This window comes from Parviterribacter multiflagellatus (assembly GCF_056863265.1).
In genome coordinates, this window is sequence record NZ_JBXPIZ010000006.1 from 139,943 (window position 1) to 163,439 (window position 23,497).

23 protein-coding genes are annotated in these 23,497 nt (G+C 73.3%); 14 read left to right on the forward strand and 9 right to left on the reverse strand.

Features of this window, described 5'->3' with window-relative positions; genetic code table 11:
• Positions 1-28: 28 nt before the first annotated feature.
• A complete protein-coding gene (locus AC1UE5_RS14230) occupies positions 29-298 on the forward strand; it encodes a hypothetical protein (protein WP_482924505.1) in 270 nt (89 codons plus the stop codon).
• Positions 295-2,499 carry a rhamnosyltransferase WsaF family glycosyltransferase gene (locus AC1UE5_RS14235; RefSeq protein ID WP_482924507.1) on the forward strand — a complete coding sequence of 735 codons (2,205 nt, stop codon included), beginning with the start codon at positions 295-297 and terminating at the stop codon, positions 2,497-2,499. The genes AC1UE5_RS14230 and AC1UE5_RS14235 overlap by 4 nt, the downstream gene beginning before the upstream one ends.
• On the opposite strand, the gene cysC is transcribed toward AC1UE5_RS14235, so the two are convergent.
• Entirely contained in the window at positions 2,496-3,098 is a 603-nt protein-coding gene (gene cysC, locus AC1UE5_RS14240) for an adenylyl-sulfate kinase (RefSeq protein WP_482924509.1), read from the reverse strand. The two genes, AC1UE5_RS14235 and cysC, sit on opposite strands and share 4 nt — an antisense overlap.
• Before the next feature lie 25 nt (positions 3,099-3,123).
• Positions 3,124-4,203 (reverse strand): class I SAM-dependent methyltransferase, encoded by a 1,080-nt coding sequence (locus AC1UE5_RS14245; protein WP_482924511.1) that lies wholly within the window; start codon positions 4,201-4,203, stop codon positions 3,124-3,126.
• Positions 4,204-4,320: 117 nt separating this feature from the next.
• Between AC1UE5_RS14245 and AC1UE5_RS14250 the strand changes: the two genes are divergently transcribed.
• From AC1UE5_RS14250 to AC1UE5_RS14260, 3 genes are read left to right on the forward strand one after another with little or no spacing between them, the layout of a single operon-like run.
• Complete coding sequence (locus tag AC1UE5_RS14250; RefSeq protein ID WP_482924513.1) at positions 4,321-6,741, forward strand: hypothetical protein; 2,421 nt, start codon at positions 4,321-4,323, stop codon at positions 6,739-6,741.
• A complete protein-coding gene (locus AC1UE5_RS14255) occupies positions 6,738-8,192 on the forward strand; it encodes a DUF2142 domain-containing protein (RefSeq protein WP_482924515.1) in 1,455 nt (484 codons plus the stop codon). Before AC1UE5_RS14250 ends, AC1UE5_RS14255 begins: the two co-directional genes overlap by 4 nt.
• 13 nt (positions 8,193-8,205) lie before the next feature.
• Positions 8,206-8,916 carry a hypothetical protein gene (locus AC1UE5_RS14260; RefSeq protein ID WP_482924517.1) on the forward strand — a complete coding sequence of 237 codons (711 nt, stop codon included), beginning with the start codon at positions 8,206-8,208 and terminating at the stop codon, positions 8,914-8,916.
• On the opposite strand, the gene AC1UE5_RS14265 is transcribed toward AC1UE5_RS14260, so the two are convergent.
• Entirely contained in the window at positions 8,913-10,043 is a 1,131-nt protein-coding gene (locus AC1UE5_RS14265) for a glycosyltransferase family 4 protein (RefSeq protein ID WP_482924519.1), read from the reverse strand. The genes AC1UE5_RS14260 and AC1UE5_RS14265 overlap by 4 nt on opposite strands.
• A 47-nt stretch (positions 10,044-10,090) precedes the next feature.
• Between AC1UE5_RS14265 and AC1UE5_RS14270 the strand changes: the two genes are divergently transcribed.
• Positions 10,091-11,125: a glycosyltransferase family 2 protein gene (locus tag AC1UE5_RS14270; RefSeq protein ID WP_482924521.1), complete on the forward strand. Its 1,035-nt coding sequence runs from the start codon at positions 10,091-10,093 to the stop codon at positions 11,123-11,125.
• Between the two features lie 3 nt (positions 11,126-11,128).
• Here AC1UE5_RS14270 and AC1UE5_RS14275 read toward each other — a convergent pair whose 3' ends face one another.
• Entirely contained in the window at positions 11,129-11,527 is a 399-nt protein-coding gene (locus AC1UE5_RS14275; protein WP_482924523.1) for a DUF2304 domain-containing protein, read from the reverse strand.
• Positions 11,527-12,282 (reverse strand): glycosyltransferase family 2 protein, encoded by a 756-nt coding sequence (locus tag AC1UE5_RS14280; protein ID WP_482924525.1) that lies wholly within the window; start codon positions 12,280-12,282, stop codon positions 11,527-11,529. Before AC1UE5_RS14280 ends, AC1UE5_RS14275 begins: the two co-directional genes overlap by 1 nt.
• Positions 12,283-12,386: 104 nt before the next feature.
• Here AC1UE5_RS14280 and gmd point away from each other — a divergent pair, with 104 nt between their 5' ends.
• Both gmd and glf read left to right on the forward strand, forming a co-directional pair.
• Positions 12,387-13,397 carry a GDP-mannose 4,6-dehydratase gene (gene gmd, locus AC1UE5_RS14285; protein WP_482924527.1) on the forward strand — a complete coding sequence of 337 codons (1,011 nt, stop codon included), beginning with the start codon at positions 12,387-12,389 and terminating at the stop codon, positions 13,395-13,397.
• Positions 13,398-13,464: 67 nt separating this feature from the next.
• Positions 13,465-14,613: a UDP-galactopyranose mutase gene (glf, locus tag AC1UE5_RS14290; protein WP_482924529.1), complete on the forward strand. Its 1,149-nt coding sequence runs from the start codon at positions 13,465-13,467 to the stop codon at positions 14,611-14,613.
• 207 nt (positions 14,614-14,820) lie between these two features.
• Here glf and AC1UE5_RS14295 read toward each other — a convergent pair whose 3' ends face one another.
• On the reverse strand, positions 14,821-15,561 hold the full coding sequence (locus tag AC1UE5_RS14295; RefSeq protein WP_482924531.1) for a DsbA family protein: 741 nt from the start codon (positions 15,559-15,561) through the stop codon (positions 14,821-14,823).
• A gap of 85 nt (positions 15,562-15,646) precedes the next feature.
• Positions 15,647-16,027: a cupin domain-containing protein gene (locus AC1UE5_RS14300; protein WP_482924533.1), complete on the reverse strand. Its 381-nt coding sequence runs from the start codon at positions 16,025-16,027 to the stop codon at positions 15,647-15,649.
• 49 nt (positions 16,028-16,076) lie between these two features.
• Between AC1UE5_RS14300 and AC1UE5_RS14305 the strand changes: the two genes are divergently transcribed.
• From AC1UE5_RS14305 to AC1UE5_RS14315, 3 genes are all read left to right on the forward strand, one after another.
• A complete protein-coding gene (locus AC1UE5_RS14305) occupies positions 16,077-17,024 on the forward strand; it encodes a UDP-glucuronic acid decarboxylase family protein (RefSeq protein ID WP_482924535.1) in 948 nt (315 codons plus the stop codon).
• 186 nt (positions 17,025-17,210) lie between these two features.
• Positions 17,211-18,278 (forward strand): hypothetical protein, encoded by a 1,068-nt coding sequence (locus AC1UE5_RS14310; RefSeq protein WP_482924537.1) that lies wholly within the window; start codon positions 17,211-17,213, stop codon positions 18,276-18,278.
• Between the two features lie 112 nt (positions 18,279-18,390).
• On the forward strand, positions 18,391-18,549 hold the full coding sequence (locus tag AC1UE5_RS14315; protein ID WP_482924539.1) for a hypothetical protein: 159 nt from the start codon (positions 18,391-18,393) through the stop codon (positions 18,547-18,549).
• Here AC1UE5_RS14315 and AC1UE5_RS14320 read toward each other — a convergent pair.
• Complete coding sequence (locus AC1UE5_RS14320) at positions 18,503-19,198, reverse strand: phosphatase PAP2 family protein (protein ID WP_482924541.1); 696 nt, start codon at positions 19,196-19,198, stop codon at positions 18,503-18,505. The genes AC1UE5_RS14315 and AC1UE5_RS14320 overlap by 47 nt on opposite strands.
• A complete protein-coding gene (gene rfbG / locus AC1UE5_RS14325) occupies positions 19,195-20,262 on the reverse strand; it encodes a CDP-glucose 4,6-dehydratase (protein ID WP_482924543.1) in 1,068 nt (355 codons plus the stop codon). Before rfbG ends, AC1UE5_RS14320 begins: the two co-directional genes overlap by 4 nt.
• 151 nt (positions 20,263-20,413) lie before the next feature.
• On the opposite strand from rfbG, the gene AC1UE5_RS14330 reads away from it, so the two are divergent.
• The 3 genes from AC1UE5_RS14330 to AC1UE5_RS14340 are packed head-to-tail and all read left to right on the forward strand — an operon-like array spanning position 20,414 to position 23,476.
• Positions 20,414-21,232, forward strand: coding sequence for a WecB/TagA/CpsF family glycosyltransferase (locus AC1UE5_RS14330; RefSeq protein WP_482924545.1), 819 nt, complete (start codon positions 20,414-20,416; stop codon positions 21,230-21,232).
• A gap of 10 nt (positions 21,233-21,242) precedes the next feature.
• On the forward strand, positions 21,243-22,514 hold the full coding sequence (locus tag AC1UE5_RS14335; RefSeq protein WP_482924547.1) for a nucleotide sugar dehydrogenase: 1,272 nt from the start codon (positions 21,243-21,245) through the stop codon (positions 22,512-22,514).
• On the forward strand, positions 22,511-23,476 hold the full coding sequence (locus tag AC1UE5_RS14340) for an NAD-dependent epimerase/dehydratase family protein (RefSeq protein ID WP_482924549.1): 966 nt from the start codon (positions 22,511-22,513) through the stop codon (positions 23,474-23,476). Before AC1UE5_RS14335 ends, AC1UE5_RS14340 begins: the two co-directional genes overlap by 4 nt.
• Positions 23,477-23,497 lie beyond the last annotated feature (21 nt).

Sequence of the window (23,497 nt, forward strand, 5' to 3'; positions counted from 1 at the left end):
CCCCGGCGGACCGCTACAGTCAACCGCCATGACGCCAGCGGACGTCGATCCCAGCGACCGCGCGCGGGCTCTGGAGGCCGCGCTTGCGGAGGCCAACGCCGAGCGCACGGAGCTGTGGGACGAGCGCAACCGCCGGGTGGCCGCGGAGGCGGAGCTCGCCTCGACCCGCAAGCAGATCGCGATGATGGAGGCGTCCCCGTCGTGGCGCGTCACCGCACCGCTGCGCCAGGTCAAGGCGAAGGTCGTCCGCGTCCGCACGCTCGCGAAGACGGCGCAGGCCAGGCTCCGCGGCGGATGACGCGCGTCGTCACCGTCGCGATCCCCGTCTACAACGGGGCGCGGTACCTCGACGAGGTGCTCACCGCGGTGCGCGGCCAGCAGGTCGACCGCGAGGTGGAGCTACTCATCGTCGACTCGGGCTCGACCGACGGCTCGCTCGAGATCGCCGAGCGCTACGGCGCGACGATCCACCGGATCGACAAGTCGGAGTTCTCGCACGGCGGCACGCGCAACCGGATGGTGCAGATGGCGCGCGGCGAGCACGTCGCGTTCCTCACCCAGGACGCCACGCCGGCGACCGACCGCTGGCTCGCCTCGCTGCTGGCGGGCTTCGACGCCGCGCCGGACGTCGCGGCGGTGTTCGGCCCGCACGATCCGCGGCCGGACGCGAGCCACATGATCAAGTGCGAGATGGAGCGCCACTTCGCGACGTGGGGCGACGGCGGCCGCGAGCTCGACGTCCAGCGCCTCGACCGCTCGCCCGAGGGCATCGCCGCGTACCGCGCGTTCCCTGGCAGGTGGACCTTCCTCTCGGACGTCAACTGCTGCATCGCCCGGTGGGCGTGGGAGCAGGTCCACTACCGCGAGGTGCCGTACGCGGAGGACCAGCTGCTGGGCCGCGAGCTCGTCGAAGCCGGGTTCGCGAAGGTCTACCAGCCCGAGGCGGCGGTCGTCCATTCGCACGACTACCCGCCGGTGCAGTTCCTCCAGCGGTACTTCGACGAGTTCCGCTCGCTCCGCGAGGTGCTCGGCTTCGTGCAGCCCTGGGGCCCGAAGATGACGCTGTGGGACGTCCGCGGGCTCGTCGGCGCGGACAAGCGCTGGCTGCGCGCGCGGGGCGTCCGCGGCTTGGCGCTCGTGGGCCCGCTCGCGGTCTCGGCCCGCCACCACGCCATCCGCATGCTCGGCGCGATCGTCGGCACGCGCGCCGACAAGCTGCCGGCGCCGGCGCGCAAGCGGCTGTCGCTCGAGGGCCGCGGGACGTTCGTCCCCTACGACGTGCCCGACAGCGCGCTGCTGCAGGACAGCGGGACGCCGGCCGGCGTCAAGCCCGCCCTGGTCACGCCCGGCTGGACGTGGGAGTTCGTACGTCGCTCGTACCCGGCGCGGCCGATCGCGCTGGAGCCTCACGCGGGCGACGCGAGCGGCCCGATGACGATCGCCTGGGTGGTGCCGCCGTGGAAGATCGGCTCGGGCGGCCACACGACGATCTTCCGCCTGATCCAGCAGATGGAGGCGCGCGGCCACCGGTGCTCCATCCACCACTTCGACCCGTTCGGGATGGATCCGCGCCCCGCACACCAGCTGCGGTGGGAGATCCGCAACCACTTCATCCCGGTCGAGGCGCAGGTCTTCAAGGGCTTCGACGACTTCGCGGGCGCCGACGTGTGCCTCGCCACGAACTGGTGGACCGCCTTCCCGGTGCGCGACCTGCCCGGCTGCAAGGAGAAGGTCTACCTCGTCCAAGACGACGAGCCGCAGTTCTACGCGACGTCGGCCGAGTCCATCTGGGCCACCGAGACCTACCGGATGGGCTACCGCTGCCTGGCCTTCACGCCGTGGATGGCGGACATCCTGCGCGACGACTATGGGCTCGAGGCGCGCTACTTCGAGTGCGGCACCGACCTCGACACGTACACCTTCGGCGGCCCGGAGCCGCGTGAGGACGGCGTCGTCGCGGTCTACGCGCGCAGGGAGACCGACCGCCGCGCCGTCGACCTGGCGCTCGCGGGGCTGGCCACGCTGTTCGAGCGGCGGCCCGGCATCCGCCCGGTGCTGTTCGGCTCGAACACGCAGCCGGTCGTGCCGATCCCTGCGCAGAACCTCGGCGTCCAGCCGCCACGCGAGCTGGCGAAGCTCTACCACCGCGCCAGCGCCGGCATCGTCTTCTCGCTCACGACGCACTCCCTCGTGGCGCAGGAGATGATGGCGGCGGGCCTCCCGCTCGTGGAGCTCAACGGTGTCAACGTCACGTCCGAGCTCGGCGAGCCGGGCGACCGCGCGATGCTCGTCGACCCGCGGCCCGACGCGATCGCCGACGCGCTGGAGCGCATCCTCGACGATCCGCAGGCGGCCGCCGCGATGGCGCGCCGCGCGCGGGCGTTCGTCGAGGAGCGCACGTGGAAGCGCGCGGGCGACCAGGTCGAGGACGCGCTGAAGGCGTTCCTGGCGGACCCGCGCCGCCCTTCCGTGCCGGCGCCGGCGCGAGCGGGCGACTAGCGGCGCCGCGGGGCGGGCAGCGTCGTCCCTCCGTCGCGCGAGTAGCGCGCGGTGTCGCCGCGATCCTGCGGCAGCGCGCCGCGCTCGGCCAGCAGCGCCACGACCAGGGCCGCCGACTCCGCGGGCGTCTGCCGCGAGGTGTCGACCCGCAGGTGCGGCGCGGTGGGCGGCTCGAAGGGCGCCGAGACGCCGGTGAAGTGCTCCAGCTCCCCTTCGCGCGCCCGTCGGTACATCCCCTTGACATCGCGCGCCTCGCAGACCTCCAGCGGGGCGTCGACGTGGATCTCCAGGTACGCGCTGCCGAGCACGGCGCGAGCCAGGTCACGCGAGGTCCGGTAGGGCGTCACCACGGCGACCAGCGGCACGACCCCCTGCGCCAGGAGCCGGCGCGCGGCGATTGCGACGCGTCGTGCCTGCTCGGTCCGGTCGGCCGGGGAGAACCCCAGGTCCGCGGACGACGTGCGGCGGAGCCGGTCCCCGTCGAGGATCTGCACCCGCTGCCCTTGCGCGGCGAGCGCCTCGCCCACGAGCAGGGCGATCGTCGTCTTCCCAGAGCACGGCAGCCCCGAGAACCAGGGCGCCAGCAGTCCGCCTCCCATCCCATCTGGAGCGTACCGTCCGCAATCAGGACGCGGCGAGCGCGCAGGCGCCATCCCGCAAGCGCAGCACCGTGAGGTCCTGGCTGCTCTCGACGACGCCCTCGCGATGCAGCGCGACCGACCACCGCGGCGTGGCGTGCGCCGCGAGCCAGGAGTGCGTCATGAAGCTCCAGCCCCAGTCCTCGCGCACGATCCCGTGATCGCCGCCGTGCGCGGCGAAGACGTCGTGGTAGGCGACGCCCTCGGCGACCAGCTCGACGGCCGTCTCGTGCACGTCCTCGAGGCGCCACAGGCGGTGGCGGCCCACGTGCGACAGGGTCGCCCAGCCCTGGGTCGTCAGCAGGAGCCGGCCGCCGGGGCGGATGACGCGCGCCATCTCGTCGAGCCAGCGCAGCGCGGCGTCGTGCCGGAAGTGCGACCAGACGGAGATCGCGTAGACGACGTCGAAGCTGCCGTCCGCGTAGGGCAGCGGCGGCTCGTGATCGCTCTGCGCGAACGTGGCCATCGGGAGGTGCTCGGTCGCCCAACCCACCGCGTCCGCGAGCGGGTCGCAACCGTGCCACGCGAGCTGGGGATGGACCGCGGCGAGCACGCGCACGACGCGCCCGGACGAGCAGCCGAAGTCCAGCGCCGCGCCATCCGCAGGGACGCCGCCGGTGTCCTCCAGCGCGGCGGTCACGAGGTCGGCGTAGTAGGTCGAGCCGCCGGTCGCCCACGGCTCGGCGCCGAGGACGTGGACGCCGTCGGGCGGCATCGCCCGGAGCAGGCCGGTGCGCTCCTCGACCTCCGGGCCGCCCGCGTGCAGGGCGAGCCCGATCTCGAGGCGGCGGCGATCGGCGGGCGACGCGCCGGCGAGCATCGGCCCGGTCGTCTCGTCCTGGCGCGCGCGCACGCGCGCCAGGTCGTCGGGGATGAGCCGCGCGTGCAGCACGTCGGTGACCGGCGTCCCGCACTCCGAGCCCGCCTCCGGGTGCCGGAGGAGGGCGTCGAGCCAGGGCTCGAGCAGCGCGCGCTCACGTGGTGGGGGCGTCCGGCCCTGGGTCAGTCCGTGCAGCAGGTGGGCGACGGGGTTCCCGCGTCGCCGCCTGGGCAGCGATTCGAGCATCGGGCCAGCATCCAAGCAGGTCCCGGAGCGCAGAGCCGGGTGTTCTAGGGTGGCGCGGGTGCAATTGCGGTCCCATCTCGTGCGACTCGTCACGTGCGCGCGCCGAGGACGCCTGCCATGGAGCTGACGGACAAGGTCACGCTCCTCACGGCGTGGGTGATCGTCCCGGCGCTGATCGCGCTCGCGTCGGGCGGCCTCGGCCTCCTCGTCGCCCGCGCCGCCCGGCTGCCGCTCGGGGCCCTCACGCTGCCGGCCGGCTTCCTCACCGGCGTCGTCGTCATCATGCTGCCGATCCAGCTCGGGCTGCCCGCGGTCGCGGCGACGGTCCTGTGCGCCGCGATCGCCGTCGTGGGCTACGGGCTGGAGCTGCGCGAGCCGGGCCGCGCCCTGCTGCGTCGCCCGCCGGCGTCGGCCACGGTCGCCGGCCTCTCGGGCCTCGCCGCCTACGCGATCGGGATGGCGCCGGTGGTGCTCAGCGGGCGGTCGGTGGTCCTCGGGTACATCCTCAACAACGACCCGAGCGTCCACATCGCGACGACCGAGCTGCTCGTCGACCAGGGCGACGAGCCCAAGGACCTCACCGCGTCGTCGTACGACTGGGTCAGCGGCCAGTTCGGCAACGGGTACCCGCTCGGCAGCTACGCCTGGCCCGTCTTCGGACGCGTGCTTGGGTCGATCGACGCGTTCCACATCTGGGCGCCGATCGGCGCGGTCGCCGCGGCGATGGTCGCGCTGACGACCTTCGCCATCCTCCGCGAGTTCGGGATGCGCCCGGCGCTGGCCGGCATCGCGGGCGCGACCATCGCCTCCGGCTTCCTGCCCTTCTCGTACCTCCTGCAGGGCGGCGCGAAGGAGATCGAGCTCATCGTCGGCGTCTACGCGACCGTCGCGTTGCTCGTGCTCGCCGCCCGCCACCGGCTCGACGCCCGCGCGCTCGTGCCCGCGGCGCTCACCGCGTGCGGCGTCGCGTACGTCTTCGGCGGCGGCGTCGCGGCGTGGCTCGGCCCGGCGGGGCTCGTGTTCGCGATCGCCGTCCTCGTCCGCGCGCCCGACCGCGACGCGCGCGTGCGCATCGGCCTCGCGCTCGCCTCCGCGCTCGGCCTGGCGCTGCTCCTCGCGCTCCCGTCCATCCTCGACACGATCAAGCTCGTCCCGGGCAACCGCGCCCTCAACGACCCGAACGAGACCGGCAACCTCCTCGGCCCCGTCCCGTGGATCGAGGCGTTCAACGTCTGGTGGGGAACGGACTACCGGTTCGAGAAGCCGATCGAGGAGTGGCCGACGTACCTGTACGTCGGCGTGGCCGCCGCGCTCGGCATCGCGGGCCTGGTCGCGGCCATCCGCCGGCGCGAGCTCGGCGTGCCGCTCGCGTTCGTGGCCGGCGCCGGCGGCGCGCTGCTCATCGCGCCGCGCTACCCGATCTACCTCGACGCCAAGGCCTACGTCGCGCTCGCCCCGGCGCTCGGCATCGCGACCGCGGCCGGCATCGCGTGGCTCACGGACGCCGCGCGACCGGGCCTCCAGCGGGCCGGCACGGTCCTCGGCGTGCTCTTCGTCGCGGGCGTCTTCGTGTCGGTCGTGTTCGTCCACCGCGGCGCGTGGCTCACGCCGAAGGAGCGCTTCTCCGAGCTCATCCAGATCGACGAGCGGCTCGGCGGCGCCGACACGCCGGTGCTCCTGCACGACCGCGAGCAGTACGGCTACACCCTCCTGCGCGACCACAAGCCATGGGAGTCGTGGGGCAACTGGCAGCCCGACGACGGCCTGCGGCCGGGAGCGGAGCGCGCGCTGCCGCACACGCCGGACCTCGACGACTACCGCGACGACTTCCTGGCGCGGTTCCCCGCGATCGTCGAGCGCAAGCGGCCGGCCGGCAGCCGCCCGCCCGGCAACTACGCCGTCGCCTTCGAGACCCCGCACTACCGCGTGTGGCGGCGCACCGGCCCGCCGCCGGCCAAGCACATCCCGCTGCCAACGACGCACAGCGGCGCGGCGGAGGCGCTGAGCTGCCGCAGCGACGAGGGCCGCGAGATCCTGCGCGCGGCGCGCGGCGCGACGACCGTCCGGGCCGCCCTCGGCGTCGAGCACGTCGAGCTGTCGTGGCCGGCCGGCTGGCAGTGGGTCGGCGGGATGGTCATCGGCTCGCACATGCGCGGCTTCCAGCTGCGCTCGGAGGGCTTCGGCGTCGCGGCCGAGCGGCTCGAGCCGGGCGAGTACGAGGTGTGGGCCCAGGGCAGCTTCGGCCCGGGCCTGCGCGTGTACTACCGCGACAAGATCGTCGGCGAGGCGTTCGGCGACTACGGGCTGCCCAGCCAGTGGCAGCGGGTCGGCACCGTGCGCGTCCGCGGGGAGGACCAGGAGTTCCTCATGTACGGCCTGCACCGCCGCTCCTGGCAGCCCGGCAGCGCGCAGCAGGACATCACCGGACCGGTCGCGTTCGTCCCGGCCGACTCGCGCGCCGGCGAGATCATCGAGCTGCCGGCGAGCCGCGTCCGCGAGCTCTGCGGCCAGCCGCTCGACTGGGTCGAGGTCCTGTGATCCGACGGCTGCGGCGCGTCCCGCCCCAGCTGGCCGCGCTGCTCGCCGTCGCGGGGATCCTGTGCACCGCCTGGGCGGTGCTGCTGCCGCCGTTCCAGACCCCGGACGCCAACTCGCACTTCGCGTACCTGCAGTCGCTCGCCGAGCGGGGTGAGCTGCCGGGCGACGAGGAGCGCAAGTTCATGTCGACCGAGCAGAACACCGCCGCCGACACGGCCAACGCGGACCAGACCGCGGCGCGCTCGGTCACCAAGCCCGAGTGGAGCGCGGCCGCCCAGGAGCGGTGGAGCACGGAGGTCGAGCCGGAGCTCCCGGCCAGCGCGCGCGAGGACGGCGGCGGCCCGAACCCGGCGGCGACCAACCCGCCGCTCTACTACCTGTACGCGGTCGTCCCGTACACGGTGGGCCGGGTCAGCGACGTGTTCGGCACCGAGATCGCCGCGCGACTCGGATCGGTGCTCTGCTTCCTCGTCACCGTCCTCGCGACGTGGCTCCTGGCCGGCGAGGTCTTCCGCCGCGACCGGCTGCTGCAGACCGCCGCGACGGGCGTCGTGACGCTCCTGCCGATGGTCGCCTTCATGTCGTCGGCGGTGAGCCCCGACACGCTGATGTACGCGCTGTGGACGCTCGCCCTGTGGCTCGGCGTCAAGGTGCTCCGGGCGGGCCCGAGCCCCGGCGTGGTCGCCGCGCTCGCGGGCGTGACCGGGCTCGCGATCGTCACCAAGGCGACGAGCTACGCGCTGCTCCCCGCGGTGGTCGTGGCGATCGTCCTGGCGATCCGGCACCTGCCGCGCCGGCGCATGACCGTGCTCGCGGGCGCGGCCCTGCTCGCGCTGGTGGCGACCGTCGGCGTGTGGTTCGTGGCGGCCGGCCTGCTCGACCGGCCGGCGGCGGCGCAGGTGAGCGCGACGGGCTCGCAGTCGGGCGCGCTCGACGTGCGCGAGCTGATCAGCTACGTGTGGCAGTACTACCTGCCCCGGCTGCCGTTCATGAACGACGCGACGTCCGGCGCGTGGCCGCCGCCCGCGTACGACGTGTGGGTCACCCAGGGCTGGGGCGCGTTCGGCTGGCTCGAGGTCGAGTTCCCCGGCTGGCTGTACCTCCTCCTGTTCGTCCTCAGCTCCGGCGTGATCGTGGCCGCCGCCGTCGCGCTGAGGCGCCGGCGCGCCGTGCTCTCCGCGCCCGTCCTGGTCTTCCTCGGGCTCGCGGGCATCGGCCTCGTCGCCGGCCTCCACTGGGCCGAGTACCGGTCGGCCTCCGCGGGCTCCGGCGCGATCAACCAGGGGCGCTACCTCTTCCCCGTCGTCGCGCTCGCCGGCCTGACCGCCGCGCAGGCCCTGACCGTCGTGCGCCCGGAGCGCCGGCAGGCGTGGATGGCCGGGGGCGCCGCGACCCTCCTGGCGCTCCACCTGCTCGCCTTCGGCCTCGTCGCAGTGAGGTTCTATGCGTAGCGGCGCGGCGCGCGTGTTCACCGCCGTCCTGGCCGTCGGCGTCGTGGTCCTGCTCATCGTGGCGGCGACGAGCCGGACCGACCTCGCCTTCACGCTGGGCGTCGACCCCTGGCGCCCGGTCGCCGACCTCGGGCCGGGCGACGAGGTCTGCCAGACGCCGATCGACGTGCCGGCGGATTTCGAGCAGGTCGCCTTCTTCCCCTCGCACGGCGGTGCCGCCAGCGCGCTGACGGTGCGGATCGAGGACTCGCGAAGCGGGCGCGAGCTCTCCCGCTCGCAGCCGGTGCGCGACTACGCGTCCAACCGGCTGGTCGCGGTCGACGTGCCGCGCGTCGAGGAGGGGCAGCGGGTCGCGGTGTGCATCCGCAACACCGGGCGGCTCGGGGCGGCGATCGTCGGCAACCACCCGCTCTCGACGCGTCCGAACACCGCCGAGGTCGACGGCAAGCCGATCGACGCCGACATCGTCCTGGAGTTCCGCCGCGCCGAGTCGGTCAGCCGCCTCGCGCAGGTCGGCGAGATCGTCGCGCGAGCCGGCCGGTTCAAGGGCTGGGTGGGCGCGTGGGCCGTGTGGCTCGCCGGCGTGCTGGTGCTCGTCGCGGTGCCCGCGCTCCTGCTGCGCGTCCTGCGGACGCCGATCGCGCCCGCGACCCCCGGGCCGAGCCCGCTCCCTGCGCAGGAGCCGCCGGCGCAGCTGGACGCCGGCGACGACCCGGACCGCTAGGCCACGCCGGCGCGCGCGTACGCGGCGAGCATGCCGTCGGCGCAGCGCTCCCACGTGAAGTGCGCGACGCGCTCGCGCCCGAGGCGGACGAGCTCGGCGGCGCGCTCCGGATCGGTGAGCAGCCGCCGCATCGCCGCGGTGATCGCCGCGGTGTCGTGCGGGTCGAACGGCTCGGCCGCGTCGCCGGCGACCTCGGGCAGCGACGTCGCGGTCGAGACCGCCAGCGGCCGGTCACGCGCCATCGCCTCCAGCACGGGCAGGCCGAAGCCCTCGTGCAGCGACGGGTACACGCAGCAGCGGGCGAGCGCGTAGAGGCCCTCGAGGTCCTCGGCCGTCACCCAGCCGGTGAGCACGACGCGGTCGCCCACGCCCGCGGCGGCCGCCCGCCCGCGCAGCCGCTCCTGCTCCAGGCCGCTGTGGCCGGCGAGCACGAGGCGCACGTCCGGGACGTCGAGCGCGGCGAACGCGTCGATCAGCCGGTCGAGGTTCTTGTGCGCGAGCGCGGCGGAGACGCAGAGCACGACCGGCGCGTCGCCGAGCCCGAACCGCTCGCGCAGCTCCGGCTCGGGCGTCAGGTGCTCCGGCCGCCGCATCCCGAACCCGAGGTGGACGACGTCCACGCGGTCGGCGGGGACGCGCAGGCGCTCCACGACGTCGCGCTTGACGGCGTGGGAGATCGCGACGACGCGCGTGGAGTGGCGCGCGCCGGGTCCGACGAGCGCCTTGAGGCCCAGCCGGGCGGCGGTCGGGAACGTGTCGGGGTAGTGCTCGTAGATGAGGTCGAGCACGGTCGCGACGCTCGGCCCCGCGACGACCGGCGGCGACGTCGTGCCGAGCGAGTGCAGCACGTCGACGCGGTCGCGCCGGGCCGCGGCGGGCAGCAGCGTCAGCTCAGCGGCGGCGCGCAGCGGCTTGTTGCGGGCCGAGACCGGCAGCTCGCGCACGCGGACGTTCGCGGGCCAGCCCTCGGCGCGCAGCGACGGCGCGGCCTCGCGCCCGCAGTAGGCCAGCCACTCGACCTCGGGGCGCCGGCGCGCGAGCGCGTCGACGAGGCGCCGCGCGAAGATCTCGCTGCCGCCGACCTCGCCCGGGACGAGGTACAGCAGGTTCAGGCCGACGCGACGCACGGCCCCCAAACCTAGCGTCGAGCAGGCGCGGCCTAAGCTGGGCCGCCGTGTCTCGCTCGCTGCCCCCCATCGCGGTCGTCGTCGTCGCCCACGACAGCGCCGCCGAGCTGCCCACGACGCTCGGCGCGCTGGCCGAGCAGCTCGGCCCGGACGACGAGGTCGTCGTCGTCGACAACGCCTCGAGCGACGGCAGCGCGGACGCCGCGCGCCAGGCCCTCCCCTCCGCGACCGTCGTCGAGACCGGCGCGAACCTCGGCTTCGCGACCGGCTGCCACCGCGGCGTCGCGGCCTCCACCGCGCCGCTGGTCCTGCTCCTCAACCCCGACTGCGCTCCCGCGCCCGGCTGCCTCGACGCGCTGCGCGAGGCCGCGACCTCGCAGCCCGGCTGGGACGCGTGGCAGGCGCTCGTGACGCTGCCCGGCGGCACGACCGTCAACAGCGCCGGCAACGTCGTCCACTACCTCGGCTTCGGCTGGGCGGGCGGGCTCGACGAGCCGGTCGCCGACGTACCGCCGGCGCCGGCCGAGATCGGCTTCGGCTCGGGCGCCGCGCTCGTCGTGCGGCGCGCCGCATGGGAGCGCGTCGGCGGGTTCGACGAGCGCTACTTCATGTACGGCGAGGACCTCGACCTGTCGCTGCGGCTGCGGCTCTCGGGCGGCGGCATCGGGCTCGTGCCGGCGGCGCGCGTCGAGCACGAGTACGAGTTCACCAAGGGCGACTACAAGTGGTTCTACCTGGAGCGCAACCGGCTGTGGACCGTCCTCGGCGTCTACCCCCGCCCGTTGCTGCTCGCCCTCGCGCCCGCGCTGCTCGCGTTCGAGCTGGCCCTCCTGCCGGCCGCGTGGCGCGGCGGCTGGCTGCGGGCGAAGCTGCGCGCGCAGGCGGCCGTGCTGCGCGAGCTGGGGCCGATCCTGCGCCGCCGGCGCGCGATCCAGCGCTCTGCCACCGTGTCGCCGCGCGCGTTCGCCGCGCACCTGGACGCCGGGCTCGACTCGCCCAACCTGGCGGCGGCGCAGGCGCTGCCCGGCGCGAGCACCGCGCTCGGGGCCTACTGGCGCCTGGTCCTGCGCACGCTGCGCTGACGCTCAGCCGCTGACGTACTCGTCGCTGCGCTGCTGCTCGGCGCGTGCCTGCTCGGCGGCTTCGAGGTCGTCGATGCGCTGCTGCATGAGGCTCACCCGTTGGGCCAGCACCTTGCTCTGCTCGGCCAATCGCGAGATGACGAGCGAGAAGTGCAGCAGCATGATCAGCACGAAGCCGAACGCCACGGCGAACAGCGCCGACGGCGCGTAGTAGATCCCGACGCCCTCGGCCAGCTCCTCGAGCAGGTGCTTCCAGACCGACAGGCCGAGGAGCACGATCATCGAGAACATCCACAGCAGCGCGTAGCGCTCCATGAGGCGCCGGCGGCGGACGAGCTCGAAGACCGTGAGGAAGAGGGCGAGCGACGCGAGGATCGCGACGATCTGGATGCGGGTCTCCATCAGATCGAGTGCTCCGCGGTGACGGGGGCGGGGCTGCCAGGCTCGACCGCGGGACGCGCCCGCAGGAGGCCGACGAAGATCGCGAGCAGCACCTTGATCATGTAGTAGACCGACTTGGTCGCGTTGATCGACGAGACGCCGGACGTGCGCGGCCGCATGCGGACCGGCACCTCCTCGCTGCGCAGCCGATGGTGGTGCAGCAGCAGGACGGCCTCGACCTCCGGGTAGTCGTGCGGGTAGTCGCGCGCGAACAGCGCGATGCCGCTGCGGTCGGTCATCCGCAGGCCCGAGGTGGGATCGGTGACCGGGCGGCCGACGACCATCGACAGGACCTTCCCGAAGATGCGGATGCCCAGCCGCCGTGAGGCGGACGAGCGGTAGCCCTCGCCGTCGTCGTCGAGGAAGCGCGAGCCCGTGACCATGTTCAGCCGCGGGTCGGCGTGCAGATGGTCGAGCAGCACCGGCAGGCTGCGCGCGTCGTGCTGACCGTCGCCGTCGACCTGCACGGCGACGTCGTAGTCGTTCTCGAGCGCGTAGACGTAGCCGGCCTGGACCGCGCCGCCGATGCCGACGTTGAACGGGAGCCGCAGGACGGCGACGCCGGCGTCCTTGGCGATGTCCGCGGTCTGGTCGGTCGAGCCGTCGTCGATCACGACCACGTCGAACGACGGCGCGTGCTGGCGCAGGTCGGCGATGGTGTCGGCGATGGCCCCGGCCTCGTTGTACGCGGGGACGATGGCGAGGTGCTTGCTCATGCGGTCAGAGGTGGCAACGGAAGGAGGGAAGGATAGTTGCGGCCCTTCGCACGGCGTTCGGGGCACACGGATCGCCCAGCCCGTGCCGCTAGGGTGCGCGGCCCATGCCGAAGTCTGCGCTCATCACCGGGATCACCGGGCAGGACGGCTCCTACCTGGCCGAGCTCCTGCTCGAACAGGGCTACGAGGTGCACGGGATGGTGCGCCGCTCGTCCACGGAGAAGTTCGACCGCATCGAGCACCTGCGCGACAGGATCACCCTGCACCAGGGCGACCTGCTCGACCAGCGCTCGCTCGTCGACGCCCTCAAGGCGTCCAAGCCCGACGAGATCTACAACCTCGCCGCCATGTCGTTCGTCGCCGTCTCGTGGATCCAGCCCACGCTGACCGCCGAGTTCACGGGCGTCGGCGTCACGCGGATGCTCGAGGCGATGCGCGAGGTCTGCCCCGAGGCGCGCTTCTACCAGGCGTCGTCGTCGGAGATGTTCGGCAAGGTGCTCCAGGTCCCACAGACCGAGGAGACGCCGTTCTACCCCCGCTCGCCGTACGGCGTGGCGAAGGCGTACGGCCACTTCATCACGGTCAACTACCGCGAGTCGTACGACCTGCACGCCACGAGCGGCATCCTCTTCAACCACGAGAGCCCGCGCCGCGGCCTGGAGTTCGTGACGCGCAAGATCACGTGGCATGCCGCGGCGATCAAGCTCGGCCAGCTCGACAAGATCAAGCTCGGCAACCTCGACGCCCAGCGCGACTGGGGCTACGCCAAGGACTACGTCGAGGCGATGTGGCTGATGCTCCAGCAGGACAAGGCCGAGGACTACGTCATCGCGACCGGCCAGACGCACACGGTCCGCGAGTGCGTGGAGGTCGCGTTCGACCAGGCCGGCCTGCCGAACTGGGAGCAGTACGTCGAGATCGACCCGGCGTTCGTGCGCCCGGCGGAGGTCGACCTGCTGATCGGCTCGCCCGAGAAGGCCAAGCGCGACCTCGGCTGGGAGCCGAAGACGAGCTTCGAGGAGCTCATCCGCCTGATGGTCGACGCCGACCTCGAGCTGCTCTCCGGCGCCTCCCACGCGCAGGCCGCGCGCGGCGCGCAGGACGCTCCCGCCTGAGCGGCCGCTGAGCTGACCAGCGCCGGCGGGGCAAGTTCCGCGCCGGCGCTGCGTTGTGGCGGTCGAGATGAGCGATCGCTACGACACCGTGGTCGTGGGCGCCGGGTTCGCCGGCGCCATCATGGCCGAGCGCCTGACCAACGACCTCGGCCAGCGCGTGCTGGTCGTCGACCGGCGCGACCACGTCGCGGGCAACGCCTACGACCACCTCGACGAGCACGGAGTGCTCGTCCACCGGTACGGGCCGCACATCTTCCACACGAACGCCGAGACGGTCGTGGACTACCTGTCGCGCTTCACCGAGTGGCGGCCGTACGAGCACCGCGTGCTGGCGCGGGTCGGCGGGCGCCTGTTCCCGGTCCCCATCAACCGCACGACCCTCAACGCGCTGTACGGGCTGGAGCTGCACACCGACGCGCAGGCCGAGGCGTTCTACGCGTCCCGGCGAGAGCCGCGGCGCCTGCTCAAGACCTCCGAGGACGCGGTCGTCGCGAAGGTCGGCCGCGAGCTGTACGAGCTGTTCTTCCGCGGCTACACCCGCAAGCAGTGGGAACGCGACCCGTCCGAGCTGCACGCGTCGGTCTGCGCGCGCATCCCGACGCGGACGTCCACCGACGACCGCTACTTCGGCGACGCGTTCCAGCAGATGCCCAAGCACGGCTACACCGCGATGTTCGACGCGATCCTGGAGGGGATCGAGGTGCGGACGTCGACCGCGTGGGCCGACGTGCGCGACGAGGTCGCCTACGACCACGTCGTGTGGACGGGGCCGGTCGACGAGCTGTTCGGCCACCGGTTCGGCCGGCTCCCGTACCGCTCGCTGGAGTTCGAGGCGCGAACCGTCGAGACGCCGGGCGGCGGGCTCGTGCAGCCGGTGGCGACGATCAACGAGCCCGACGCGGACGTGCCGTACACCCGCACGACCGAGTACCGCCACCTCACCGGCCAGGTCCACGAGCGCTCGACGCTGCACGTCGAGCACCCGCGCAGCGAGGGCGACCCGTACTACCCGGTGCCGACCGAGGAGGCGCGGGCGCTGTACAAGCGCTACGCCGCGCTGGCGGCGGCGACGCCCGACGTGACGTTCGTCGGCCGGCTGGCCCGCTACCAGTACCTCAACATGGACCAGGTCGTCGGCCAGGCGCTGGCCACGTACGCGCGGCTGGCAGGATCGGTCCGGGCCGGCGCGAAGACCGCCGGTGCCGTGCAGCAATAGAGCCGGGGCGGCTTGCGCCGCCCCGGCCAGCGGTCGCCTGTCCTCACGAAAGGCGCGAGAGAAGGCGAGAGACCCGACTGTGGCCGGTCGCTGCCCACCGATCAAGAGGCGTCAAGCGCGCTCAGCGGATGTACGACCGTCCCCAGGCGTGGAGTGCGCCAGGCGCCGTGCGCGTGGGAGGTCGGTGACGGCTTCGGCGCGGCGCCTTCAGGGCGTCGCGAGCGCCTTCTCGACCGCCGCGAGGAGCCGCTCGGGCGACTGCCGCGCGAGGCGCACCGGGGCGTGGCCGTCGCGGGTGAGGATCAGGTGCGCGTCCGGGCCCGCGCCCGCCTCCTCGGCCAGCGCGTCGGCGCGGGCGATGGCGGCGGCCACGCGGGACGAGCCGGCGTCGCGGCGCACGCGGGCGCGGTCGAGCCGCGGCACGCGCGTGAGCGCCTCGTCGAGCAGCTCGTCGTCCACGTAGCCGGGCGAGCCGTCGGCCAGTGCCGCGACGAGCGGCCACAGCCGGTCCTGCAGGCCCGCGGCCTGGGCGGAGCGGGCGACGAGCGCGGCGTCGCCGTCCTCGGGCGCGAGCCCCTCGACGTCGCGCGACGTCGTGCGCAGCTCGAGCTTCAGCCGCCCGCTGGGCAGCAGCTCCCGCGTCAGCGCGGGGAGCGCCGCCGCGATGCCGCGCGAGGGGACGTCGAGCGAGCCGAACACGGTGAGCGTGGCGGGCGCGTCGGCGCGGCCGAGCGTGATGCCGTCCTGCGGGAGCCGGTCGATCGCGGTGATGACCGTGCGCAGATCGCTCGGGGCCTCGGCCTCGGCGGGCCGGTTCGACGAGCCCAGCAGCGAGAGCAGGAGCAGGACGACGAGCGCGAGGACGCCGCCGCCCGCGGCGACCACGACGGTCCGCGAGCGGGTCTCGACCTCGGTCCAGTGGCGGGTGTCCGGCGCGCGCAGCAGCATCGGGACACCCTTCGGCGTTTGGCGCGTTCGACCTTAGCCCTGACCGATCACTGCCTCGGCGGACGTACGAGCGGCGGGGCGCCGCTCAGGGGGCGCTGGTGCCCTGCCGGCCGTAGCTGTCGGAGAGCCGGACGACGTCGTCCAGGTGCGGCGTCGAGACCTCGAGCACCTGCGCGTCCTCGACCGCCTCGATGGTGTGGATCTCGCCGGGGAGGTTGCGCCACTGCGCGCCGGCGGCGACCGGCGTCTCGGTCAGCGCGTCGGCGCTCGCGCCCTTGAACAGGAGCAGGCGGCCGCTCAGGACGTAGCTCGTCTCGTCCTTGCGCTCGTGGTACTGCACCGACAGGCGGTGGCCGGCCTTCACGTGCAGGATCTTGCCGACGTAGTCGTCCGTCCACGCCCACCAGAGCTCGTGGCCCCACGGCTTGTCGACGCGGACCGGGATGTCCTCGCGCGTCACGTTCATCAAGTGGACCGTAGCCAGGCCGCCTGGCGCAGGGCTAGTCTGGGCGGCTATGCCCACGTCTCTCGTGACCGGGGGCGCCGGCTTCCTGGGCTCCCACCTGTGCGACGCGCTCCTCGAGCGCGGCCATCGCGTGATCTGCGTGGACAACCTGGAGACCGGCACCCTGGCGAACGTCGCGCACATCCGGCGGCCGGAGTTCACCCTCCTCAACGTCGACATCATCGAGCCGTACTTCGTCGACGAGCCGGTGGACTTCGTCTACCACCTCGCGTCGCCGGCCTCGCCGATCGACTACCTGCGCATCCCGCTGCACACGCTGAAGGTGGGCTCGTACGGCACGCACCACACGCTGGGGCTGGCCAAGAAGCACCGCGCGCGGTTCCTCATCGCCTCCACGTCCGAGGTGTACGGCGACCCGCAGGTCCACCCGCAGCCCGAGACGTACTGGGGTCACGTCAACCCGATCGGCCCGCGCGGCGTCTACGACGAGGCGAAGCGGTACGCCGAGGCGCTCACGATGGCCTACCACCGGGCGCAGGGCGTGGACACCGCGATCATGCGGATCTTCAACACGTACGGCCCGCGGATGCGTCCGCACGACGGCCGCGCGATCCCGACCTTCCTGCGCCAGGCGCTGACCGACCAGAACATCACGGTGTTCGGCGACGGCTCGCAGACGCGGTCGTTCTGCTTCGTCAGCGACCTGATCGACGGCATGATCCGGCTCGCCGAGTCGGGCTACCACGCGCCGGTCAACATCGGCAACCCGAACGAGTTCACGCTGCTGGAGCTGGCCGAGACGGTGATCGAGATCACCGGCTCGAAGTCGCAGATCGTGCACGAGGCGCTGCCGACCGACGACCCGCAGGTCCGCCAGCCGAACATCTCGCTGGCCAAGGAGATCCTCGGCTGGGAGCCGCAGGTGCAGCTCCGCGAGGGCCTGCAGCGGACGATCGACCAGGCCGGGGCCGAGCAGCTCATCGGCGCGGGCGCGTAGCCCGCCCCGCGCCGGTCCGGCGCGCCCCAGGGAGTTGAGACTCCACGTACGTTCCTGGACGGGTGTTCTATAGCCGTCCTCTGAACGGACATGTTCTGATGAGCGGTGACACCGCGTCGCTCGGTGCCGATGGCCGCACTGCCTGCGGCCACGTCGCCCTGCCCGGAGAACCCAGGAGGCCCCGCAGTGAGGAAGACCATCGTCGCCTGCGCCGTCACGGCGCTTGTCGCCAGCGCCGGATCAGCGACCGCCGCGTCGCTCATCACGAGCGCCGAGATCAAGGACGGCACGATCCAGAACCGCGACATCGCCAAGAACACCGTGTCGCTCAACCGCCTTTCGCCGGGCCTGCAGCGCGCGATCCGGCGCGCCACCGGCGTCCAGCAGACGGCCGCGTCCCAGAACGCCCCCGTCGCCGGCCCTGCGGGCGCGGCCGGCGCGAAGGGCGACACCGGCGCGGCCGGCAAGGACGGCACGAACGGCGTCGACGGCAAGAACGGCAAGGACGGCGTCAATGGCGAGGACGGCGCCGACGGCCTGGACGGCGCGCCCGGCGCCCCCGGCGCCCCGGGCGCCCCGGGCGCCCCGGGCACCCCGGGCGCTCCCGGCCAGAACGGCGACGGCAGCACGACCGTGAAGGTCTCGTCGATCACCGCGCCGTGGGCCCCGGGCCTCACGCGCGACACGGGCACTGGCACGTTCGAGAACGGCGCGTTCCGGCTGCACACCCCGCTCGGGAGCACCGACCCGAAGTTCGCCAAGGTCCAGCTCCTCACCACGGCCCTCGCCGGCCGCAAGCTCAGCGACATCACCGAGCTGAGCTACCGGACGTTCAAGCACGACACGGCACCCGGCGTCGAGATGGTGCTCCCGGCGATCAACATCCGCGTCGACTACACGGGCGACGGCAAGGCCGACTCGTACCTGGTCTTCGAGCCGTACCAGGACCAGGGGAACGCCGCGGTCAAGCAGGGCCAGTGGCAGACCTGGGACGCCGTGCGCGGCGGGGAGGCCAAGTGGTGGTTCAGCGCTCCGCCGGCCGGCTTCGAGTGCACTCAGAACGACGACTGCACGTGGGACGACATCGAGGCTCAGCTGCCTGACGCGACCATCGCCGAGGGGGACGTCGCGGGCGGCGACAAGCCGGGGTCCTTCGGTATCAACCAGGGCAGCAACAACATCGGCGCCGACACGTCCGTCGACTGGCTGACCGTGCGCATCGGCGGCACGCACGAGCGGTACGACTTCGGCTAGTCCGGAGCGTCTGACGAACGTCGTGCGAGCGGCCCGCTTCGGCGGGCCGTTCGCCGTTCAACGGATGTCCTATGGCGCCGCGACGGCGCGGGGGCGGAGGCTTGCGCCAACCATGATCCCCCTGCATCTGCGCACGACGACGATCCACGTCACCGAGCAGCAGGCCGAGCGGCTCGTGGCCGCCGCGGCGGCGACGTGGCTGCCGGGCGTGCGGGCGCTGCTGCTCACCCCGCGGGCAAGCGAGCACGAGGCGCTCGCGGTCCTCGCGTGAGCGGGTCCGGCGACCCCGAGGACGGCGACGGCAGGCCGACCGCGAGCACGGTCAGCAGCCAGGCCAGCCCGAGCGCGTAGCCGGCGATCACGTCGCTCGGCCAGTGCGCGCCGCTCGCCACGCGCGCCGGGCCCATCGCGACGACCACCAGCAGCGTGAGCAGCGCCACCGGCCAGCGGCCCTGGCGCCACAGCAGGAACGTCGCGAAGCCGTAGACCGCGGTCGCGTACGCGGTGTGGCCCGACGGCAGGGAACCGTAGGCGTCCGGGTAGTACTGGAGCGTCAGCGGCGACGGCCCGAACACGAGCTTGAGCGCGGTCGACGCGACCACCACCGCGGACGCGGCGCAGGCCATCGCCGCGTAGCGCAGGCCGGCGGTCACCCACGCGTAGAGCGCGAGCAGCGACACCGTCACGACCGCGACCCACGGCAGCCCGAGGTGGCCGATCTCGTCCCCGAGCCGCTGCAGCCGGTACGTGCGCGGGTGGTCGAACAGCCACTTGGCGAACCGGTCGCCCGGCACCCAGCCGTGGATCTCGACGATCACCTGCAGCGCGACGACCGCGAGCGCCAGGACGGCCGCGACCGCGGTCGCCGCACGCGGGCTCCAGCCCGGCGGCGCGGGGAGCGGACGCGGCCCGCGGCTCACGCCGCCGCCGGCGCTCGCCCGTACGCGTCGATCTGCCCCAGCGTCACCACGCGCAGGTCCTCGCCGGCGGCGTACGCCCGCGCCCAGGCGACGATCGCCCGGAGCCCGTCGTCGAGGTCCCACCCCGGCCGCCAGCCCAGCTCCGCGCGCGCCTTCGCCGAGTCGAGCCGCAGCGTCGGCGCCTCGGGCGGGTGCTCGCCCGGCTGCGGGGCGATCTGGACGCCGCCGTCCCACAGCTCGCCGATCCGCTCGACGAGGGCCTGCACCGGCAGCTCGTCCCCGGGCGCGGGGCCGAAGTTCCACCCGCCGGCGAACGCGTCGGGCTCCGCGAAGACGGCCTCGGCGAGCAGCAGGTAGCCGGCGAGCGGGTTGAGGACGTGCTGCCACGGCCGCACCGCGCCCGGGTTGCGCAGCTCCACCGGCCGCCCGGCGAGCGCCGCCGCGAGGATGTCCGGCACGAGCCGGTCCGCGCCCCAGTCGCCGCCGCCGATCACGTTGCCGGCGCGGCCGGTCGCGAGCGGCAGCCCGTACGAGTCGCGGTACGCCGCGCACACGAGCTCCGCCGCCGCCTTCGACGCGGAGTACGGGTCGTCACCGCCCAGCGGGTCGGTCTCCGGGTGCGCGCCCGGCCCCGGCGCGTAGCACTTGTCCGACGTCACCACGACGACGCTGCGCACCGCGTCGCCGAGCTCGCGCACCGCGTCGAGCACGTGCGCCGTCCCCGTCACGTTGACGTCGAACGTCTCGGCCGGCGCGGCGAACGAGCGGCGCACGATCGGCTGCGCGGCGAGGTGGAGCACGACCTCGGGCCGCGCCTCCCGCACCGCCGCAGCCACGCCCGCGGCGTCGCGGACATCGCATCGGACGTCATGCAAGTTCTCGTGCACGCGGGCAAGCTCGTACAGCGACGGCGACGTCGGAACCGCGTCCGAGAGGCCGGTCACCTCGGCGCCGAGCGCCTGCAGCCAGAGCGCCATCCAGCTGCCCTTGAAACCGGTGTGACCGGTCAGGACGACCCTCCGGCCGTTCCAGAAGCTCGCGTCCACGCGTTTGCCGTCCGCCATCTCGGGCTATGCTAGGCGGCGCAGCGCACGCCCCACCCCGCGCGCGCTCACCCGGGTCGCCCATCGTTTTCGAGCAAGGACGCGACTTTCCCGGCGCCCGCCCGTTGAGAGCGCTGGGAGCCCCTCTCCGACGGGGCGCCCTCACCAACACATGAACCAGCCGCTGTTCGACATCGTCCGCGCACCTGCTCCCGCTCCCAGCAGCGTCGCGCCCCGCCCCGAGACCGCCGAGGTCCTCGGCGTGCCGCTCGCGCTCACCGACTACGAGCGCACCATGGACTGGATGGACTCCACCGTCACGACGCGCGAGAAGGTCTCGGTCAGCGCCGCCGCGGTGCACCTCGTCATGGTCGCCCAGGAGGATCCCGCCACCCGCGCCGCCGTCGACGCGACGACGCTCATCGTCCCCGACGGGCAGCCGCTCGTGTGGTCGCTGCGCGCGCTCGGCCACGAGGCGACCCGCGTCTACGGCCCCGACCTGATGGCCAAGTACTGCGAGCGCTCGGCCGGCACCGGCGTGCGCATGTACCTGTACGGCGGCCGCAACCAGGGCGCGCTCGTGGAGCTGGCGCTGCGCCTGCGCCGCCGCTTCCCCGGCCTGCAGATCGTCGGCGGCTACTCGCCCCCGTTCCGCCCCCTCACCGAGGACGAGCAGGACTGGGTCGTCGAGGACATCAACCGCTCGAAGGCGGACGTCGTCTGGTGCGGCATCGGCCAGCCCAAGCAGGAGATCTGGATGCACGAGTACCGCGACCGCCTGGACGCTCCCGTCCTGGTCGGCGTGGGCGCGGCGTTCGACTTCCATGCCGGGCTCGTCCCGCAGGCGCCGTCGTGGATGCAGGGCGTCGGGCTGGAGTGGCTCTACCGCCTCCTGCAGGAGCCGCGCCGCCTCTGGAAGCGGTACCTCAAGTACAACCCGCGCTTCGTCGCGGACTTCGCGCGGCAGTACGCCGCGCAGCGCCGCCGCTAGCCTCGGGCGCATGGATCGCGACGTCTCGGTCATCGGCCTCGGCCGCGTCGGCCTCCCGCTCGCGATGTCGTTCGCCGACCGCGGCCTGAGCGTCGTCGGCGTCGACGTCGACACCACCCGGCTCGACGCGGTCCGCGCGGGCCGGATGCCCTTCGAGGAGACCGACGGCGCGACCGTCATGGAGCGCGTCCACGCCTCCGGCCGCCTCGAGGTCACCGATCGCGTCGCGGAGGCCGCCCGCGCCAAGCAGATCGTCATCACGCTCGGCACGCCGTCGTTCTCGCACATCGAGATCGACATGAGCCAGATCCGCTCGGTGCTCGACGACCTGCTCCCGCACCTGGAGCCGGGCCACTCGCTCATCCTGCGCTCGACGATCGCGCCGAACACGACCGAGTTCGTGGCGGGCTACCTCGCCAAGAAGCGCGGCTTCGAGATCGGCACCGACGTCTTCGTCTCGCACGCGCCCGAGCGCATCGCCGCCGGCCAGTTCTTCGCGGAGATCGACTCGCTCCCGCAGATCGTCGGCGGCATCGGCGAGCGCTCCGGCGAGGTGTGCGCGGCGCTGTTCGACGTCTTCGAGGCGCCGGTCGTGCAGACCACGGCCGTGCAGGCCGAGCTCGCCAAGATCTGGGCGAACATCCTGCGCTACGCGACGTTCTCGCTGCCCAACCTGCTGATGATGGACTGCGAGCAGTACGGCGCGAACGTCTTCGAGGTCATCGAGCTGATCAACCGCGACTACCCCCGCGGCGGCATCAAGATGCCGGGCTTCACCGCCGGCACGTGCCTGCGCAAGGACTTCACCTTCAGCGAGGAGCGGTCGAACGCGCCCGGCATGCTGCTCGCCGTCTCGCGCGTCAACGAGTCGGTCCCCCTCTTCCTCGTCCAGGGCCTCAAGCGCCGCGTCGGCTCGCTCAGCGGCCGCAAGGTCGCGGTCCTCGGGCTCGCCTTCAAGGCCGACACCGACGACGAGCGCGACTCGCTCTCGCACAAGCTCGTCCGGCTGCTCGAGCGCGAGCTGGCCGACGTCGCCATCCACGACCCGCTCGTCCCGACGCCGACGCAGTCCTTCGAGGACGCGGTCTCCGGCGCGGACGCGGTCGTCGTCGCCACCAATCACACCGCGTTCTGCGGCCCGGACAACCTGCGCGAGATCCTTCGCCTGGCCGGCGACGACGCGCTCATCGTCGACCCCTGGAACTGCTTCGGCATCGCGCAGGTCTTCGCCTACGCCGGCGAGGCGGCCGCGCTCGCCGGGACGGAGGCCACCACCGCATGACCCGTGTTCTCGTGACCGGCGGTGCCGGCACCATCGGCACCGCCGTCGTCCGCCGCCTGCTCGCGGACTCCGCGTGGGACGTCCGCGTCAGCGACCAGCGCACCGCCCCGCAGTGGATGCAGGAGCAGTGCGAGGTCCACACCGGCGACCTGCGCGACGCGGCCGTCGCGCGCGAGGCGATGCAGGGCTGCTCGCACGTCATCCACCTCGCGGCGATCGTCGGCGGCATCGGCAACTTCCACAAGCTGCCGTTCACGCTGACGGAGATGAACAACGGCCTCTACAACGGGGTCTTCCGCGCCGCGATCGACGTCGGCACGGAGCGGTTCGTCTACGTCTCCAGCTCGATGGTCTTCGAGCGCGCGACCGTCTACCCGACGCCCGAGTCGTACATCCGCGACACGCCGATCCCCGACAGCGCGTACGGCTACTCCAAGCTCACCGGCGAGATCTGCTGCCGCGCCGCGCACGACGAGTTCGGCCTGCCCTACACGATCTGCCGCCCGTTCAACGCGTACGGCCCCGGCGAGATGCCGGAGGACGAGCCGGGCATCGCGCACATGGTCCCGGACGTCATCAAGAAGGTCCTGGCCGGCCAGAAGCCGCTGCAGATCTTCGGCGACGGAACGCAGACGCGCACGATCACCCACATCGACGACATCGCCGACGGCATCGTCACGGCGATGGCGTCGCCGGCGGGGCTCAACGAGGACTTCAACGTCTCGGCGGGCGACGAGATGACGGTCGCCGAGATCGCCCGCGTCATCTGGGAGGAGTGCGGCGAGGACCCGGCGGAGTTCGCGCTCGAGCACCTGCCGACGTTCAAGGTCGACGTCGTGCGGCGCTGGCCGGACGTGAGCAAGGCCAAGGAGCTGCTCGGCTGGGAGGCGAAGATCGGGGTCCGCGAGGGCATCCGGCAGACCGTCGACTGGCTGCGCGAGGTCGCTCCCAGCAACCGCTGAGGCCCGCCGTCTAGGCTCACG

Coding starts and splice junctions, on each gene's coding strand:
- AC1UE5_RS14230 (WP_482924505.1), top strand. CDS start 29: ATGACGCCAGCGGACGTCGATCCCAGCGACCGCGCGCGGGCTCTGGAG.
- AC1UE5_RS14235 (WP_482924507.1), top strand. CDS start 295: ATGACGCGCGTCGTCACCGTCGCGATCCCCGTCTACAACGGGGCGCGG.
- cysC (WP_482924509.1), bottom strand. CDS start 3,098: ATGGGAGGCGGACTGCTGGCGCCCTGGTTCTCGGGGCTGCCGTGCTCT.
- AC1UE5_RS14245 (WP_482924511.1), bottom strand. CDS start 4,203: ATGCTCGAATCGCTGCCCAGGCGGCGACGCGGGAACCCCGTCGCCCAC.
- AC1UE5_RS14250 (WP_482924513.1), top strand. CDS start 4,321: ATGGAGCTGACGGACAAGGTCACGCTCCTCACGGCGTGGGTGATCGTC.
- AC1UE5_RS14275 (WP_482924523.1), bottom strand. CDS start 11,527: ATGGAGACCCGCATCCAGATCGTCGCGATCCTCGCGTCGCTCGCCCTC.
- AC1UE5_RS14280 (WP_482924525.1), bottom strand. CDS start 12,282: ATGAGCAAGCACCTCGCCATCGTCCCCGCGTACAACGAGGCCGGGGCC.
- gmd (WP_482924527.1), top strand. CDS start 12,387: ATGCCGAAGTCTGCGCTCATCACCGGGATCACCGGGCAGGACGGCTCC.
- glf (WP_482924529.1), top strand. CDS start 13,465: ATGAGCGATCGCTACGACACCGTGGTCGTGGGCGCCGGGTTCGCCGGC.
- AC1UE5_RS14295 (WP_482924531.1), bottom strand. CDS start 15,561: ATGCTGCTGCGCGCGCCGGACACCCGCCACTGGACCGAGGTCGAGACC.
- AC1UE5_RS14300 (WP_482924533.1), bottom strand. CDS start 16,027: ATGAACGTGACGCGCGAGGACATCCCGGTCCGCGTCGACAAGCCGTGG.
- AC1UE5_RS14305 (WP_482924535.1), top strand. CDS start 16,077: ATGCCCACGTCTCTCGTGACCGGGGGCGCCGGCTTCCTGGGCTCCCAC.
- AC1UE5_RS14315 (WP_482924539.1), top strand. CDS start 18,391: ATGATCCCCCTGCATCTGCGCACGACGACGATCCACGTCACCGAGCAG.
- rfbG (WP_482924543.1), bottom strand. CDS start 20,262: ATGGCGGACGGCAAACGCGTGGACGCGAGCTTCTGGAACGGCCGGAGG.
- AC1UE5_RS14330 (WP_482924545.1), top strand. CDS start 20,414: ATGAACCAGCCGCTGTTCGACATCGTCCGCGCACCTGCTCCCGCTCCC.
- AC1UE5_RS14335 (WP_482924547.1), top strand. CDS start 21,243: ATGGATCGCGACGTCTCGGTCATCGGCCTCGGCCGCGTCGGCCTCCCG.
- AC1UE5_RS14340 (WP_482924549.1), top strand. CDS start 22,511: ATGACCCGTGTTCTCGTGACCGGCGGTGCCGGCACCATCGGCACCGCC.